This is a genomic window from Paenibacillus sp. FSL W7-1088 (genome assembly GCF_037969855.1).
In the GTDB taxonomy this organism is placed as follows: Bacteria; Bacillota; Bacilli; order Paenibacillales; family Paenibacillaceae; genus Paenibacillus.
In genome coordinates, this window is record NZ_CP150216.1 from 6,290,562 (window position 1) to 6,308,359 (window position 17,798).

The 17,798-nt window shown below is 47.1% G+C and carries 16 protein-coding genes; 9 read left to right on the forward strand and 7 right to left on the reverse strand.

All coding sequences use genetic code 11. The features are described from left to right. Positions 1-127: 127 nt before the first annotated feature. Positions 128-1,342 carry a sugar efflux transporter gene (locus MKY42_RS28425; protein ID WP_339846470.1) on the forward strand — a complete coding sequence of 405 codons (1,215 nt, stop codon included), beginning with the start codon at positions 128-130 and terminating at the stop codon, positions 1,340-1,342. Positions 1,343-1,472: 130 nt separating this feature from the next. Here MKY42_RS28425 and MKY42_RS28430 read toward each other — a convergent pair whose 3' ends face one another. From MKY42_RS28430 to MKY42_RS28440, 3 genes are all read right to left on the reverse strand, one after another. Continuing rightward, positions 1,473-1,922: a nuclear transport factor 2 family protein gene (locus MKY42_RS28430; protein ID WP_090904625.1), complete on the reverse strand. Its 450-nt coding sequence runs from the start codon at positions 1,920-1,922 to the stop codon at positions 1,473-1,475. Between the two features lie 215 nt (positions 1,923-2,137). Continuing rightward, positions 2,138-2,545 (reverse strand): Rrf2 family transcriptional regulator, encoded by a 408-nt coding sequence (locus tag MKY42_RS28435; RefSeq protein WP_090904624.1) that lies wholly within the window; start codon positions 2,543-2,545, stop codon positions 2,138-2,140. Positions 2,546-2,654: 109 nt separating this feature from the next. Beyond that, on the reverse strand, positions 2,655-3,491 hold the full coding sequence (locus MKY42_RS28440; protein ID WP_090904623.1) for a helix-turn-helix domain-containing protein: 837 nt from the start codon (positions 3,489-3,491) through the stop codon (positions 2,655-2,657). A 118-nt stretch (positions 3,492-3,609) separates the two neighbouring features. On the opposite strand from MKY42_RS28440, the gene MKY42_RS28445 reads away from it, so the two are divergent. Then, positions 3,610-4,614: a Gfo/Idh/MocA family oxidoreductase gene (locus MKY42_RS28445; protein ID WP_090904622.1), complete on the forward strand. Its 1,005-nt coding sequence runs from the start codon at positions 3,610-3,612 to the stop codon at positions 4,612-4,614. 21 nt (positions 4,615-4,635) lie between these two features. Continuing rightward, the gene (locus MKY42_RS28450; protein WP_090904621.1) at positions 4,636-5,583 is read left to right on the forward strand and encodes an aldo/keto reductase; all 948 of its coding nucleotides are present in this window, start codon (positions 4,636-4,638) and stop codon (positions 5,581-5,583) included. Between the two features lie 247 nt (positions 5,584-5,830). Here the strand turns inward: MKY42_RS28450 and MKY42_RS28455 are convergent, their stop codons facing one another. Both MKY42_RS28455 and MKY42_RS28460 read right to left on the reverse strand, forming a co-directional pair. Further along, positions 5,831-6,850 carry a Gfo/Idh/MocA family oxidoreductase gene (locus MKY42_RS28455; RefSeq protein WP_090904620.1) on the reverse strand — a complete coding sequence of 340 codons (1,020 nt, stop codon included), beginning with the start codon at positions 6,848-6,850 and terminating at the stop codon, positions 5,831-5,833. Positions 6,851-6,877: 27 nt separating this feature from the next. Then, positions 6,878-7,654, reverse strand: a complete 777-nt coding sequence (locus MKY42_RS28460) for a sugar phosphate isomerase/epimerase (RefSeq protein ID WP_024631488.1) — start codon at positions 7,652-7,654, stop codon at positions 6,878-6,880. A gap of 143 nt (positions 7,655-7,797) precedes the next feature. Here MKY42_RS28460 and MKY42_RS28465 point away from each other — a divergent pair, with 143 nt between their 5' ends. The 6 genes from MKY42_RS28465 (at position 7,798) to MKY42_RS28490 (ending at position 15,190) form a co-directional block, all read left to right on the forward strand. Then, a complete protein-coding gene (locus tag MKY42_RS28465) occupies positions 7,798-8,616 on the forward strand; it encodes an AraC family transcriptional regulator (protein ID WP_090904618.1) in 819 nt (272 codons plus the stop codon). A gap of 213 nt (positions 8,617-8,829) precedes the next feature. After that, complete coding sequence (locus tag MKY42_RS28470) at positions 8,830-9,528, forward strand: response regulator transcription factor (protein WP_090904617.1); 699 nt, start codon at positions 8,830-8,832, stop codon at positions 9,526-9,528. 20 nt (positions 9,529-9,548) lie between these two features. Beyond that, a complete protein-coding gene (locus tag MKY42_RS28475; RefSeq protein ID WP_090904616.1) occupies positions 9,549-10,991 on the forward strand; it encodes a HAMP domain-containing sensor histidine kinase in 1,443 nt (480 codons plus the stop codon). Between the two features lie 141 nt (positions 10,992-11,132). Continuing rightward, positions 11,133-11,891 (forward strand): ABC transporter ATP-binding protein, encoded by a 759-nt coding sequence (locus tag MKY42_RS28480; RefSeq protein WP_177185904.1) that lies wholly within the window; start codon positions 11,133-11,135, stop codon positions 11,889-11,891. Between the two features lie 3 nt (positions 11,892-11,894). Continuing rightward, positions 11,895-14,297: an ABC transporter permease gene (locus tag MKY42_RS28485; protein ID WP_179262912.1), complete on the forward strand. Its 2,403-nt coding sequence runs from the start codon at positions 11,895-11,897 to the stop codon at positions 14,295-14,297. Positions 14,298-14,332: 35 nt separating this feature from the next. Then, a complete protein-coding gene (locus MKY42_RS28490; protein WP_339846485.1) occupies positions 14,333-15,190 on the forward strand; it encodes a hypothetical protein in 858 nt (285 codons plus the stop codon). A 162-nt stretch (positions 15,191-15,352) separates the two neighbouring features. Here the strand turns inward: MKY42_RS28490 and mmuM are convergent, their stop codons facing one another. Beyond that, positions 15,353-16,384 carry a homocysteine S-methyltransferase gene (gene mmuM / locus MKY42_RS28495; RefSeq protein ID WP_090904613.1) on the reverse strand — a complete coding sequence of 344 codons (1,032 nt, stop codon included), beginning with the start codon at positions 16,382-16,384 and terminating at the stop codon, positions 15,353-15,355. Then, entirely contained in the window at positions 16,362-17,774 is a 1,413-nt protein-coding gene (gene mmuP, locus MKY42_RS28500; protein WP_090904612.1) for an S-methylmethionine permease, read from the reverse strand. Before mmuP ends, mmuM begins: the two co-directional genes overlap by 23 nt. Positions 17,775-17,798: the final 24 nt, after the last annotated feature.

Consider the following 17,798-nt stretch of genomic DNA (forward strand, 5'->3'; position numbering starts at 1 on the left):
CTTTTTCTGTTTGTTATTAGACTAAAAGAAATCAATAAATATTACTTTATCTCTGTTATTCTTATATTATAACCAGATCGTATATATATTTTGAAAATGATAAAACCAAGGGGATGTCTACTCACATATGAAGCTTCAAAAGTTTAATTCACTATTTCGTATCCCTACATACCGGCTGTTTCTCGTTTGTATGTTGTTGCAAGGCATGGCGATTTCAATCAGCGCTCCCTTTCTGGCGGTCTACTTTACAACCCGTCTCGAAGTATCCATCGCTACATTCGGATTATTCACTGCAGTAACACTTATGGCGGGTGTGTTGTTCAGTACCTGGATCGCCAGACGATCGGATCAACCCGGGGCTCGCAAAAAAATTCTGGTGTCTGCCATGATTTGCAATGCTCTTGCTTTTGCCGGGTATCTGTGGATTCACGACTTCACTTTATTATTCATCTATATGACGGTGCTGACTGCACTCGGATCTCCCGCCATGCCACAATTGTTTGCAGCTGCAAGAGAAGCGGTCAATACCGCAACGAACGTCGATCATGCTGTAGCCAATTCAACCCTGCGCTCCGCGTTTTCACTGGGGTTTATTACGGGACCTTTACTCGGGACTTTACTGATTGCATATATTGGGTACACCGGCATCTTCAGTTCAACGTGTATTATTTTTTTGATCAATGCGCTATTATTTTTCTTTCTGTTACAAAAAGCTCCCGAGCCTTCTACCCTCCGTGCATCTACGGGTGGCATACACATGAAATTGCATCAGGATGCAAGAATTTATATGCCTTTTCTTATTACCACACTCCTGTATATGGCACATTGGATGAATAATCTGAATGCTTCTCTGTTCATTATTCACCATCTGGGCGGGGGAACCCGGGAAGTTGGCTGGATCTCCAGTCTATGCGCGGGGCTTGAAATTCCGATTATGCTAGGCTTGGGTCTGCTCGCTTCAAGGTACCCCAACCGCACACTCATGTTATGGGGCGCTCTGATGGGTGCCGCTTATTATGTAATAGTATTGTTCTCCACCGAACTGTGGCACTTGCTGGCCGGACAACTTTTGCTCGCATTCTTTGTCGCCGTCATCTCTGCTATCGGAATCAGTTACATGCAGGATCTGCTTCCGTCCATGCCCGGCTATGCGTCAACACTCTATTCCAATGCCTCCACGTTGGGAAGATTATTTGGCAGCTTGGTGGGGGGATGGACAGCCGGAGCGTGGGGGTATCGGAATGCCTATTGGGTGTGTCTGCTGCTCGTTCTGCTTTCGTTAGGCATGCTTGTTGTCACACAACAATTTTCAAAAGAAAAACGTCAGACCCTTTCACTATAATCAGATCCTCGGAAGCATGCCTGAGTAAAAGTAAAAGCTTGAACATACCAAAGCCCCAAGGACGCAGCTATAGCGCTCTTGGGGCTTTGGTTATCATCGTTGTAATCTTCTTTATATGAATAAGAGAACACTATTCAAACAGATCCAGACGAAGACGCTTCAGGCTGGTATGCTGGATGAGCCATTGACCATCGATTTTGACAAACGTCTCATGGTAGTGTCCAAATCCGTGAAAGGATTTATTGTCATTGCCTTCGGGGAATGTCACCCAATCTTCCATTGGAGAGATGACTTTGGCTTCATTCTCGGATACAAATTCAACTTCGGCGCTATGTACGTGATGCACCGTTACGGCAACATCCACCAAATCCCGGAATACTTGAACGATGGTGTCACGGCCGGTTAATACCGGTATTGGATTGCCTTCTGTACTGAAATCAGCTACGGCACCCGGAGCAAACACCTCACCCAACGTATCCCACTGCTTCGTGTCAATATAACGGCAATAACGCGCTTTGGTGTTCCGAATGTTTTCCAGTGCAAGCAGTTGTTCCAGTCCTGTGATGGTTGATTGGCTCATGTGTTGTCCCTCCAGAAATCTAAGATGTAAGCAAATATGTATTAACAACTTCCTTCCTTATTGTACCATTCCGCTCATATTCGGTACAATCTCTTCAATCCTCATCACAGTACAGCAAAAAAATCCTTCCAACTCCCTTAAACAGGGGAGAGAAGGATTTGAAATTCGCGCTTCAACGGGCGCAGCGAGAGGATCAACTGGACCTCTGATTTAGGTTATAAAGAATGTGCAGCTTTCATCTGGGCAGCCAGCTCAGACATTTTTTTATTGTGCAAATAGCTCTCCATCTCTTCTTCCGCACGAACCATCACCTGCTGAATCAGGCAGCCTTCGTTATGATCCTGCGAGCATTCGAACAGGGAAGCCTGTCCTTCAATGGCATGGATAATCTCCAGAAATGAAGGGTCGGGATTCTTCCGGCTAAGCCGATAACCACCATTGGCACCCGACGTTGATTCGATCATGCCGGCTTTGACCAGCTTGGTCAATATTTTAGATAAGTAGGTTGGAGATACTTTCTGCATCTCAGCTAACTGATGTACACTGACCAGTTGTTCCGGTTCGGTGGCAACCAGGAAAAGCATGGTATGCAGGGCATAGTTTGTAGCTTTCGAATATTTCATGAGGGCACCTCATTATATACGGATTTAATTTATCTATAATAGACTTGATTGAACGCTCTGTCAAACGTCTTAAGTTCCCGCATAATCAAATAAATGAACATCATTACATCTAAATGTGGTAAAGCCCGCGATATTCCGTTGGAGTCATGCCTTCATGGGCCAAGAACTGGCGGTTAAAATAACTGGCATTGGGATACCCCGCCTCCTCTGCGATCTGTCCAATGTTGGCCGTAGGCCGTTCCAGCAGCCACTGCTTTGCCATCTGTAACCGCGAACGGGTTATAAATTCCATCGGGGTCATCTCCACAGCACTCTTAAACATTTTGCAAAAGTAATACGAACTCACACCCGCCATATCCGCCCAATCCTGTAACAAAAACGGTTGGCATGCCTCCTGCTGCATCTGTGGAAGCAGTGCAAGGATACGACTCTCAGCCTTGCTTGTGCGTGTGCTTTTCAGTGGAACCGCATGCTGTACGAACTCGGCCAGCACAGCGTAGGTCAGGGTAGATAGTTGGGCAGGACGCAGCATCCGGTTCTGCTCGGCTTCATTTAATAGAGCCATATGTGCTTCTTCCCATGGAGCCTGCTGCCGCAGCGTCCACAACAGATTGCGGTGCAACCCCCGCTCAATCATATAATCATGCAGACGTTCACCGTAAAAATGAACCCATCGCACATCCCATGGATCATCCTCACTACTGTAGTAATGCTGCCGCTGCTGCGGGAAATACAGTACAGCCTGACCCGCACGAAGCTCATGCACTACCCCATCCACTTCCACGTACCCCTTGCCCGCAGCAACATAGTGAATATTGAAGTTGTTCAGTGCGCCAGCCTCCCGTAATACAGTGTGCTCGGGGTGGTCGACATAAAGTCCAACGGATTCTGGATAACAAAAATACGGAATATCCTGTAGGGTTAGCAATACAGTCTGTCTCATCATAGCCTATTCTCTTTTCTCAACAATATTGTGTTAACTCATTTCAATATATTATCATTTTCATTCATTCATCTATTACTTATAATCACAATATACATTCATTCATAGGAGGAAACAACAAATGAATTCAGATCGAAAATTGCGCTGGGGAATTATTGGTAGCGCTAGCATTGCCGTGCGATCCGTTATTCCAGGTTTGCAGCAATCCGAGTTGAATGAAGTAACCGCCATTGCCAGCCGGGATGAAGAAAAAGCGAAACAAACCGCTGACCAACTCGGCATTTCTCAAGCCTATGGCAGCTATGAAGCTTTACTTGCTGACGATTCCATTGATGCGGTCTACATTCCGCTTCCGAACCATCTGCACCGGGAATGGACACTCCGTGCCGCAGAAGCCGGTAAACATATTTTGTGTGAGAAGCCACTGGCACTGACGGAGCAGGAAGCTCAGGAGATGGTGCAAGCCTGCGAAGACGCTGGTGTGCATCTCGCTGAGGCTCTCATGTACCGACACCATCCACGTTATGATCAAATTAAAGATATTATCGCCAGCGGAGAAATTGGTGAGATCCGCGGCATTCATAGTACATTTTCGTTCAACAGTTCCGGTGCGACAGGTAATGTTCGCTTCCGGCGTGATTGGGGCGGCGGTTCACTGTATGATATCGGCTGTTATTCCATCAGTGCAGCACGCTTGCTGCTTGGCCAAGAGCCATCCGCGGCAACCGTCATTGGCATGTTCTCCCCTGAGCATGGTCATGTGGATATGATGGCTTCCGGCCTGCTTGAGTTTGACAATCATATTGGCGTAACCTTTGACAGCAGCATGTGGGCAGCCTTCCGCAACACACTGGAAGTGCTTGGATCAGATGGCATCATCGAGGTTCCTTCTGCTTATATCAGCAATCCGGACCGGGGCTCCAACTTCTTCGTAACTGTTGACGGTGAGCGTAAGGAGATTGAAGTTCCACAGGTGAATCACTACTCCCTCCAGGGAGACGACATGGCACGAGCTGTACTTCAAGGTAAAGCTCTGCGCTTCGCTCCATCCGATGCTGTAGCCAATATGAAAGTACTCGAAGCTTGTCTTCGTTCAGCAGAAGAACGTACACGAATTACACTATAAGAAGAGAGGATGAACTGAATTATGGAATACATTGAAATTGCTGGTGCAGGCAAACCTATCTCCCGATTAATTAAAGGAACCGATTATTTCTACCATGATGCCTATGAAAAAGCAGCTACGAACATGGATGCATTCCTGGCGATTGGCGGTAATACCGTTGACTCCGCGCATATTTATTGTGGCGGGCAGAGTGAAGAAGTGCTCGGACGTTATATGCAGGAACGGGGTAACCGTAACGAGATCGTTATTTTGACCAAAGGTGCGCATCATGACCAGAACGGCCCACGCGTTAACGCTGATGCTATCCGCAGCGATCTTCTTACCAGTCTGGAACGGTTGCAAACGGAACATGTGGAGCTATATGCCCTGCATCGGGACGATCCCAACATCCCGGTTGGCGTAATTCTCGAAGCGTTGAATGAACATATTGAATCCGGCAAAATCGGCGCGATTGGCGCCTCCAACTGGACCTGGCAGCGGCTGGAGGAAGCTAACGCATATGCTGCAGCTAACGGTCTGAAAGGTTTTACATTCAGCAGTCCGAATCTCAGTCTTGCCAAAGCGAACGAACCGTTCTGGGCCGGATGTGTATCGGCAGATGAAGAAACGTTGGCATGGCATGAGCGCACCAAGCTTCCATTGCTGTCCTGGTCATCCCAGGCTCGCGGCTTCTTTACCGGACGGTTCACACCTGAAGTGCGGGATAATGAAGATCTTGTTCGTGTATTTTACAGTGACGGCAACTGGGAACGTTTGCACCGGGCGGAACAATTGGCAGCGTCGAAAAATACCACGCCAATTCAGATTGCACTTGCTTATGTATTGAACCAACCCTTCCCGACATGTGCGCTGATTGGCGCTCAAAATCGGGCGGAACTGCTCTCCTGTGACGAAGGTTCTCGCATCACATTAACCCGTGAGGAACTGGATTGGCTGGACCTGGGCAGTCATGTGAAGCCAAGCGTTTAAATTTAAATATGCTTTGTGACCCAACCTTAAAGGTTAAGGGGCTGACTTATCCGCAATGTCGCGGTGGTCAGTCCCTTTTTGAGATTCCAACTATCGGTTTAACATCATTACATATTCAAGCCATCCTGGTTGTCATGAGAAAAGTAATAAAAAGAGACTACCCGCCAGAAATATTTCTCTGGAGGTAACCCCTTTTTAATATTAGATAGTCAAACGAATTAAAGTAATGATGATGATATCGTTACGATTACAGCTTCACGATCTGACCCGTTTTTTCGGATTCGAATGCTGCCAGAATCACTTGCAGGGAACGCAGACCTTCTTCACCGGAAATGCTTGGCGGTGTTTGCGTTACAATCGACTCTACAAATGCGTCAATAACGCCGCTTGGTACTTGTTTCTCGTTGGTAGCCATTGCGCCAACTTTGTATGTTTCAACCGTACCGTTAGTCAGCTCAACGATAACCTCGTCGCCTTCTACCGTTCCGATCTTCATCACACCATTTTCACACCACAGAACGGTACTGTTATCTCCTGCTCTGTATTGTGTCCAGCTCGCTACCAGCGTACCGATTGCACCGCTCTTCATACGAAGCAAGCATGTCGCGTTATCGTCCACTTTGGTGTTTTCCTTGTGCAATGTGCTGATAAAACCAGCAACTTCGGATACTTCGTCATTCAGCAAATAACGAATAAAGTCCGATTTGTGCACGCCCAGGTCACCCATGGCACCCATAATCGCTTCTTCTTTGCGGAAGAACCAGCTTTCTGCACCGTCTACGCTCCAGCCTTCCGGACCCGGATGACCAAAGGAAGTACGGAAATTCAGGACTTTGCCAAGTTTGCCGGAGTCCAAGATTTCTTTGGCTTTCACGTGTGGAGGCATCAAGCGCTGGTTGTGTCCAACCATCAGATACACACCGTTTTTCTTGGCAGCTTCAATCATTTGCTCGCCTTCTTCGGTTGTAACCGCCATCGGTTTTTCCACCAGTACATGTTTACCGGCATTTGCAGCAGCAATGGCCATCGAGGCATGCAGATAGTTCGGCGTACAAACGCTGACTGCATCCACTTCTTCGTTTGCAAGCAATTCTTCGTAGCTGGAGTAAGCTTTACCGCCGTAAGTTTCGGCCATCTTCTCCGCACGCTCCACGATCGGATCGGCAAATGCGACAAGTTCTACGTTCTCATTGGCAGCATACTCTGGAATATGTCTGCGCTCGGCAATAGCACCACAGCCGAATACAGCAACTTTAATTTTACTCATGTATAAATGTCTCCTTTGACAATTAAATTAGAATTGGTTCAAGTAATTTTGCTTCAACCAGTTGTGGCTGTTGGCTACGCTTTCAAGGGGTGGATTCTGGCAAACGTCCTGTTCCACGATCAGCCACTCTACACCTGCACTTGTAGCCGCTTCAATAACAGCTGGCAGATTAACGGAACCTTGTCCCAGTTCCAATGTCTTCATCTGGCCCTGTTCATCTTTGCTGAAGTCTTTCAAGTGAAGCAACGGCAGACGGCCTGCATATTTGTTGATATACTCAATCGGATTTTGTCCGGCAAATTGTACCCAACATACGTCCATTTCCACTTGAACCGCTTCAGGTGTCGTTTGAGCAAACATCGCATCAAAGGCATTTTCGTCGCCAACCTGACCGTGGAATTCGAAATCATGGTTGTGATAACCGAAGATCAGACCTTGTTTAGTCGCTTCAGCACCATATTGCTGCAATTCGTTGAACAGTTTGGTCCAGCCTTCTGCATTCTCTGGACGATCTTCAGGCATCAGGTAAGGGCAGATCATATATTGAGCCCCAATCGTTTTGAGGTAATCGATTTGTTGTTGCAAATCTTCACGCATGGCATGCAATGAAACGTGGCTGCTAAAACCTTTTAGTCCAAGCTCATCCAATAGCGCTTTCATTTCTTCGGCAGGAATGTCACCATATCCGGCGAATTCAACACCTTCATAACCAAGCTCTGCTACTTTGCGCAACGTTCCACGGAAATCTGCTGCAGTTTCATCACGGAGTGTAAACAATTGCAAACCAATATTAAGTTTTTTCATAATAGATGCACCTCTGCTCTCAAATTTGCTTTCATTGCTCTATCTGGTATCATCCTAACGCAAAACAGGCTAGAATGAACATATACAATATCGTCAGAACATGAACTATCTGATCAAATTTTTAAATTTGGAGGATACATCATTTGGAAACCTCAGTGCTGATCTGTGATTACTCATATCATTACAAGGCGTTCAACCATAATATGAAGGGCGAGTTGCAGACTTATCTGTTCCGTCTGCAAACTGAAGGTTCTTGCAAGGTATATGTGCAGGATGAAGAATTTAAGATGACTGGCGGGGATTTACTGCTGCTCAAACCCGGGGACGATTATCACCTTGTGGTAGAAGAGCCTCACAAGGAGGGCAGGTTGTCCAGCGGAGACTATTACTTGTTCTGTGAAGGGGAATGGATTGATAGCTGGTGGAAGCGTCACCATCGATCCACGGTGAGCCACATCGGACTGGATGATAAATTGATCAGCCTCTGGCGCAATATGCTCCTGGAGAAACGGCGTGGACCGCTGGAGGAAAATATAGAACTGAGTGATGCACTGCTGCGCGGTTTGTGCCTGTATATTGATCGGGCCATCAAGGAGAATATCCAGACGGATCGTTCTGTGTCCTCGACACTGAAGCTGAAACGATTCATTGAAGAACATGCCACCGTGACCTTCAAACTCGAAGAAGCCGCCCGCTACGCAGGACTAAGCCTGTCTCGTGCAGTTCGATTGTTCAAGGAGCACTATGGACAAACGATGATTCAGTATGCAATTGAGATTCGGTTGAACGCTGCCTTGGAGCGTATGAAGTACAGTGATATGACCTTGGAGCATATTGCGGAAACATGCGGCTTTGCAAGCTATTCCTATTTTCATCGGGTATTCCGATCCCATTTTGGAATGTCCCCGGCTGAATATCTCAAATCCCAGGCCCATCAATCCATTGATTTGGAGCATGTCTAGGTGCCGTTGAATTTCAAATTCCCTCCTTATTTCAGGATGAAAGCAGCTGATTTTCAATCGGCTGCTTTCTTTTTCCTAAACTTCTTCCCAAAACCTCTTTCACTTCCCATGACTTCATGGGAACAAACCTGTATAGTTAAAATATAGTATTCTTACAAATTCATACATAGGTTAGTCTTATACTCTACCACTCTACTATCTGGAGCGATTAACATGAATTCTAAACGTAAAATTCTCATTATCGAGGATGAGCACGATATCTCGCGTATTCTACGAGACTACTTGACGAAGAATCAGTATGAAGCGGCAGTAGCCGGTAATGGTCAGGACGGCCTGCAGATGATGGAAATGCTGCAGCCGGATTATATCATTCTGGACATCATGCTTCCGGATATGGATGGCATTGATGTATGCCGCGAAATTCGGAGACGAAATAACATCCCCATTCTCATTCTGAGTGCGAGGGGAAGTGATACGGATAAGGTGCTCGGGCTTGGATTCGGGGCGGATGACTATATGACCAAACCATTCTCCCTAAGCGAGTTACTGGCCCGCATCAATGCTCATTTCAGACGATATGATAGTGTGAGCACAGAACAAGATCACACCCATATACTGCGTCTGGGTAACCTCCAAATTGACAAGAAAGCCTATAAGGTCACCGTCGACGGGAATGAGGTTTCTCTCTCCGCTAAGGAGTTTGAATTGCTGTTTCATCTGGCAAATCACAAAAATCAGGTTTTTTCCAAATCCCAATTGCTTGATGCGATCTGGGGATATGCCGCCTACGGCGATGAGAATACCGTTACTGTGTACATACGCAGATTGAGAGAGAAAATTGAGGCAGACCCTTCCCATCCTTCTGTTCTGAAGACGGTGTGGGGCGTCGGATACAAATTCAATTATGAATAAGCAGGAATGGAGACCACTACATGTCATTATCCACCTGGACCAAACGCTGGCTCAAAACTTCATTGACTCTCCTAGTTATTCTGATTGGATGCAGCCTTGTCTTCTTTCTTAATTTGCTCATTGGAAGACACTCAGGTGAGACAAATCTGGCCATCAATCAGGTTCGTCTCAGGGTTAACCCGATTCTGCTTCAACTGGAGCAAAACCATGAACGATTAAATGAGCCGGATCTTCGAGATCAACTGCGCTTCATCGCTGAGAAAAGCGGCCTTGACTTCGACTATGTCGGATTGGACGGAATGGTGATACTGTCCTCCTCTCCTTCCTCCGAGGGAACACAGATCAATTTGCGATCTGCTTTGCATTATGATCTGAATCATGCATTGGTGGCCATGGACGGAAGCCAGTCGCTGAACCTTGCCTTTCCTGTGATGGATGGACCGGGTGGCGGGCAGATTGGCAATGCCATTTTTACGATTCCACAATCACTTGTCATCGTCCAAAAGTCCTCTACATTCACTTTTTTCGTTCTGGGAACCCTGGTTATCATCTCTATCCTCCTAGGATTCCTCCTCATATTCATGAAGCGTAAGATCAGAAAACGGATGTTGTCCCCCATCCATCAGTTGAAACAACATGCGGAATCCATTCTCAAAGGGCAGTATAATGACCAGATTCAGTATAACCGGATGGATGAGATGGGCGAACTTTATGCCATGCTGGATTTGATGCGCACGGAAATCATGCATTTGAGTGAGCAGCGTATTAGACAAGAAAAAGCACAAAAAGAACTGATTACGAATATATCCCATGAACTCAAAACCCCGATTACAACGGTAAAAGCATACATAGAAGCCATTCTTGAAGGACTGTGCTCTGATGAGGAGACGCTGAAGGAATATATGGAGATCATGCGTACACATACAGACAAAACAGCCCGTCTTGTCGAGGACCTTCTTGTTCATGCATTACAGGAGCTGGGGCAGATTTCTGTGGAGCCGCGTGAGGTTTACAGTCGATCCGCATTTGAAACGATGTTGAACCCTATTGGACATATCGTACGAATGAACGGTCTGATTTATGAAGAGCCGGAGCATTTCCCCAATGTTCTTATCCGAATGGACCCTATACGAATTGAACAGGTCCTGTCCAATCTGGTTTCCAATGCGCTCAAACATACCGTCCCGGGAGATTCTATTCGGATTAACGCGGAACTTGATATAGGTAAATTGAGGATTAGTATCGCCGATTCAGGGCAGGGAATCCGAGCTCAAGATATGCCTTTTGTATTTGAACGATATTTCAGGGGAAATGCCTCACCTTCCGCAAGGAATATACATGAGGGTACCGGTCTCGGTTTGTCCATCTGCAAAAGTATAATCGAAGCCCATGGAGGACATATTTCCTTTTCCAGCAAAGAGGGTCAGGGCACCCTGTTTCAGTTTACTCTTCCAATCTGCTGAGCATAGAAGTTCATTTCCAACCTTCTTTTCATCTCAATCCATTTACCAATAGGGCTGTAATACTTTATTCATAATTTGATAAGTCTTTCTCAACATCCCCCTATTAGAATGAATCGTATACTGTCATGGGGAGTGATCTGCTTGACCAAAACATCCATTATCCGCGCTCAAAACTTATGCAAGACATATAATACTGGAAGCGAACAATATCATGCCATACGCAATGTTGATCTTGATATTTATGAAGGGGATTTCACCGTCATCATGGGTAATTCCGGATCAGGCAAATCAACGCTGCTCTATCTGTTAAGCGGACTGGACCAAGTAACAGCCGGCGAGGTTTATTTTCAGGATCAGCGTATTGACGCCTATAGTGAGCGGGAAATGTCCGAATTCCGTACTCGTAGAATCGGCTACATCTACCAAAGTATCAATCTGGTGCCCGATCTTTCCATCCAGGATAACATCGCTTTGCCAGGTTACATTGCCGGAAGCAAAAAAAGTGAGGTCAAGGCACGTTCCACCCACCTCATGAAGGCAATGGATATCGATGGACAGAATAGCCGTCTCCCCTCCCAAACCTCGGGTGGCCAGCAGCAACGAGCAGCTATTGCACGTGCGCTGATCAATTCACCAGACATCATCTTTGCAGATGAACCCACGGGAAGCCTCAACTATGAGCACGGGAAAGCCGTGCTGGATATCCTGACCGATATCAACCGAAAGGGACAGTCTGTTGTAATGGTTACGCATGATATCAAGGCAGCCTGCCGGGCGGATCGTCTGATCTTTATCCGGGATGGCAAGGTTGGAGGTATTCTCGAGTTTGACAAATATGACGAACACCAGATCCAAGATCGGGAATCGATGGTCTTCGCGTTTGTGTCGGGAAAGGAGTAATTTATGGCTGCTATGTTGAAACTGAGCCTTTCCTACCTGAGCAAAAATAAGACACAGAATCTGTTTATCACCTTGCTCATTTTGCTATCTACACTACTGGTATCTACTGCGGTTATTATTCTGGCCAACACGGGCAATCTGTTCAACGAAATGCACACCCGGACCAACGGGTCCCATCAAATATTGACGTTTGATAAAGGACTGAATGACCCTAAAGCCGTCTATGACTGGTGGGCTGAACAGGACGGAGTTGAGGTTTCACCTTTGCTCACGTATCGTACCTTATCCGGAATCGCCTTCAAAGGCATGGACATTCCCAACCTTTATCTGTACATGATGAATACCCCTCAGCCGCCATGGGCCGTCGATGAACTGATCTTTTCGAGTGGTGCGCAGAGTTCGGCTCCCGAACAAGGGAGCGTATGGATTCCCACTTCAATGGCGAATGCCTATGATATAGCCGTAGGAGATACCGTTAATTTCAAAACAGGGTCCTCCGCGCTTGATCTTCGGGTATCCGCGATTGTAGTCGATGTACCTTACGGTGCACCATTCACCAATGCGGCAAGGATCTGGATGAACAGTACAGACTACCAGAATGACTTCCAGGCACTCGCAGGAAAAGATAATTATATGATGGGTATCCATTTTGATGATTATCGAACCAACTCCAGCTATTGGGATCGTTACAACAGTGAGACCCATACCCCTTTCTTGGAAACCAAGATGGAGTTTGAGAGTATCTCTTCCTTCTATCTGATTATCAATCAGATTATTGGATTCATTATGATTTTCCTGGGTGCTGTCATGATGGTTATCGCTCTCATCACCATTGGATTTACCATTTCGGATGCCATTCTGGCCAACTACAAAACAATAGGGATTCTGAAATCACTGGGATTGACCTCCGGGAGAACAATCGGTACCTATGTTATTCAATATGCTTTGCTGTCCATCATTGCCGTTATTCCAGGACTGGCGCTGAGCGTGTTTGTATCCAAATTCATTATCAACATTTCTGTGTCTTCTCTGCGAACTGGCAATGGAGATGTACCGATGGAAGGCATCGGAGCAGCCATGTTAGTCGGCATACTGCTGTTTGCGCTGGTAATATTATTCGTTGTGTTATACGCCAAAAAGGCGCGCAGTATCGAGCCTGTTCAAGCTATCCGCTACGGTATGTCGGAAACAGAAAATACCCGCTTGGCCCGACGAATGAATTCGCCTCTAGCCAACCGGGTTGGATTTGCCCGGCTGCCAGTAGCCGCCGTCATTGGCATTCGAAATCTGATCAAGAATACCAAGAGCTCTGTTCTGATGCTGCTGTTAACCACGATGGCTGCCTCTGTGCTTGTCCTTGGATATGTTGTACTGACGAGCATTACCGGAATTTATCAGACGGCGGCCAAATGGGGTTATGACAATGCTAACATTGCCGCCGTCGTGGTGAACAAATCTACCTTCCCCAAGGATGAGTTAAAGCAGGTGCTGGAAAAGGACCCTCGCATCAAAAATGTGGGCTGGCAAGGGAACATCACAGGGGTCGTCAGTCCCGAGTCATCAGCGAAAATGGCCGGCCAATCCACCAGTCTCTACCTGAGTGTACTTGATGGGAATTACAAAGAGCTTGGATTCGAAACATTGAGAGGTACCAATCCTGAACGTGAAAATGAAATTTCGATTGGTGTAGGTGTTGCACGCATGTTGAACAAGGATTTGGGCGACCTGATCGACCTTTATATCGAGGGTGAACAGCGTACGTTCATGATCACAGGCGTCTACCAGGCTATCTCCAACCTGTCTGTATCTGGGCGTATTACCGTTGATGCTGTGCGAAGTGTGAACCCCAATTATGAGGATGTCAATGTAGCCTTTATCAATGTCAATGATCCATCGCAGGCAGAGACCATTGCGCAGCAGTTAAACGAACAATTCAAAGACTCTGCTTCCATCGTCACGCAGAAAACCCTGCTTGATTCCGTATATGCTGAAGCTGCAAGCATTTTCGTTTACCCCATGGCTCTCATCGGTCTGTTGTTTATTCTCGTTACGTTCATCATCATTTTTAGTACCTGCCGAATCAGTATTCGTAAAGAAAGCAAAACCTACGGTATTTACAAGTCCATAGGCATGACTTCTAGAAGAATTCGATTGTCCGTTGCCATGGGCGTTGCAGCTATATCCACCATCGGCGCAGTACTTGGAGTCGTTGTCGGTGTGTACGTGCTGCCGCGTCTGCTTGAAAAAGTCCTATCGGGATACGGGATTGTACAGATTCCCCTTATCCTGAATTGGGGAGGAATCATATTATTTGCCTGCTTGAGTATTCTTGCCGCAGCTCTTGGCTCCTGGGTATCCTCGAGAGTGATCCGAGATGCATCCCCACGTATCCTGGTCGTTGAATAACACATGAACATATGAAGGATGAAGGAGACAAGAACATGCGAAGAGTATACAAAAAGCTTCTGGTTGCCCTGAGTTCAGTCAGTCTGTTGGCTGCATGCACGAATAACCCCATCACATCACCATCCGAAGGCAGCACTTCACAAGGTGCAGAGTCCGGATGGATGAAGTTGATTAGCAGCAACGCCATAGACAAGGAGCTTGCTGAAGCAAGCCTGCAAGAGGTTTCCAATACACTGATTATTGAAAATTCCGTTGGAAATATTGAGATACGTCGCGGTGAAGACAGCGGGCTTCATGTCCGCACAACCCTTCAGGCATTAAACAATCGTTCTGGTGAATCTACGCTGGAAGAACTCGGCCAGAATGCGGAAGTCTCCTTGATAACCAAAGGGAAGAGGACGTCCGTCCAGCTTCAAGCCAAAGGACAGGATGGAACGGATATATGGTCCTGGGCCAACAAAAATCTGGGGAACTCCCATTTTACTGTTAACTATGTTGTGGAAGTTCCTGCCCAAGTCGCGGAGTATGAGATATCCACCGAGGTAGGCACTATTTCACTCACCGGTCTGAAAGGCAGTTATGATGTATCCAACAATACGGGATCGATTGAACTTGCCGAAGTTGAAGTGGACGGAAAATCATCGATTACATCCGATGCAGGCACTATTCGTCTCGATCTGAACAACCTTGCCGAAGGAAGCCAGTTCAAAGCTTCAACAGAAGTAGGCACGGTCACAGCCATTCTCCCAGCCAACCTTGCATACACGTTGAAAACAGCGACAGATTTGGGGGAAGTCTCGGGTGCGGCGAAAGGAAAAACAGACATTAATGGCGGCGGACCTTTGCTCTCCTTACAGACTTCCTTGGGTTCCATTTCAGTGGAGAACAAATAATTGGATATGCTCAATAGCTGATGGCAATCCGTTTATCTTTAATCCAGCGAAGAGATTCTGGGCTTGAGTCCTTCGAAAAAGACGCAAAAAGAGTCCTCTCAAATCCGTTAACGGATAGAGAGGGCTCTTTCCTGTACAAGATATAACTCACATTTCAGAAAGTCATCTTTGACTCCGCCACTTTTTCGCCAGTTCTTCAATCTGACGTGGCGTAGTGCGGCAACAGCCGCCAATAATTTTCGCACCTGCCGCCACCCACTGCTCTGAAGCATCGCTCATGCTGCCACATGTACCGTGACCACTCCATGTCTTCGTTACTGGATCGTATACCTCACCCGAGTTCGGGTATACAATAATCGGTTTATCGCTGGCACGGCTCAGAATACCTACCGCTTCCGTTACCAGTTCCATGGGAGCACAATTCAGCCCAATCGCAGCAATCTGAGGTTCAGCTCCTAACAATTGTGCACACTCTTCCAATGGCGTGCCTTCACTGATCGCTGTCCCGTCTTTTAATGAGAAGGAGAGCCATGCATAGGCGTTCGGAAATTCTTTTAATAAATCGATCAGTACCTGTGCTTCCTGCAAGGATGGGATCGTCTCAAAGGCCAGAATATCCGCCCCTGCTTCCAGCAAGGCTGTGATCCGTGGACGATGAAACGCGCTCAACGTCTCGTCCGAGACACCATAGTGACCGACATACTCCGAGCCATCTGCCAGATATGCGCCGTACGGTCCAACGGATGCAGCAACAATCGGTCTTGGACGAGCCGATGCCCTATTTCCCATGGCAACTGCCGTTTGTTTTTTACCGTTTAAATCATTGCCGGATACATGCTCTGCGGCTTCACCTTGCACTTCTGCCCAGACATCATCTCGCGCCTGCACAGCCAGCTCCACCGTCTTGCGAATCAGCTCCAGCGACTGCTGCTCTCCGATGCCTCGCTTGCCGAAGCCTTCCACCGTCGCCTGATAACTGGATGTAATCGCACAGTCGGCTCCAGCGCGAAAATAATCTGCATGGACCTGAAGGATCACGTCCGGATTCTCCAGTAACACACGTGCAGACCAGAGCGGATCATCCAGATCACAGCCATGCTGTTCCAGTTCGGTTGCCAGCGCCCCATCCAGAATCATGACCGGATACTCACGCAGGATCTGTTCTATGGGATTAGTCTGTTGTACTTGCGTCATGTACTTGTCCTCTTTTCTTATTCACACGTTCTGTCAGATAATAAACTGCGTAACACACTGCAATGAATGGAACTCCGCAATACAGCGCTATTCGCTGTGTCGGGTCAAAAGCAATGCCTATACATGAAGCCAGGCACAATATAAATGAAATAATCGGTACCGCCGGGTACAGTGGTGTGCGGTAGACCAGATCTTTGACCGCATGTCCTTCCCGGATATACTGTCTGCGGAACATATACTGTGAAGCACTGATGCTCATCCATACCGCAACAACAGCCAGACCTGAAATGGAAACCAGTGTAATATATACGGTACCTGGCGCAATGATACTGGACAGCAAAGCCAGACCGCCCCCAACCATACTGATCAAGAGCGCATTCAGCGGCACACCACGTTTGGTCAATGTGGCAAACCATGGGGAGATCGTCTTTTTATCAGCCAGAGACCAGAGCATCCGTGAAGATGCATACAACCCCGAATTAGCCGCAGACAGAATCGCCGTCAAAATAACAAAGTTCATAATGTCTGCTGCATAGGGTACTCCCACCCGCTCCATGACCGCCACAAACGGACTTTCGAGCACACTCGCATCCGACATCGGAAGCAGTGCCGAGAGAATGACAATTGTTCCGATGAAAAAGATAATTAAACGCCACAGTGTGGTATGGATCGCTTTTGGAATCGTCTTCTCCGGATTCTCTGTTTCCCCGGCAGCAATCCCAATCAATTCGGTACCCGAGAACGCAAAGTTTACGGCAAGCATCGTCATTAGTATCGCAGTAGCCCCATTGGGGAACCAACCCGATGCTGTAATATTGGATAGAAACGGTGCAGGTTCCGAATCTGCCATTGGAATAATACCAAATACGGCTGCGCCCCCAAGAATAATGAAGACTACAATTGTAAGGACTTTAACTGCGGAAAACCAGAACTCCGATTCCGCAAAAAATTTGACAGTCAGCGCGTTGAACAGGAAGATCATAAGCGCAAACAATGCGCTCCAGATCCAAACATTCACTGAAGGGAACCAGCGCTGCATCAACAGCCCGGCCGCTGTAAATTCGGAACCGAGGGCAACCGTCCAGGTTAGCCAATACAACCAGGCTACTGTGTATCCTGTTGCTGGTCCGATGTATTTTGCCGCATAGCTATGAAACGCCCCTGTCTCTGGCATATGAACAGAAAGTTCACCTAAACAGAGCATGACCAGATAGACGACAATCGCTCCGATCAGATAAGACAGAATAGTACCGATCGGTCCTGCCTGCTGGATGGTATAGCCCGAACTTAGAAATAACCCTGTACCGATGACTCCACCGAGTGAGAGCATAACTACATGCCGTGCCTGCATTTTACGTTGAAAATGCCCTGTATCTTTGTTGTTATTCATGCCTGCTCCCCTACTTCTTCATCC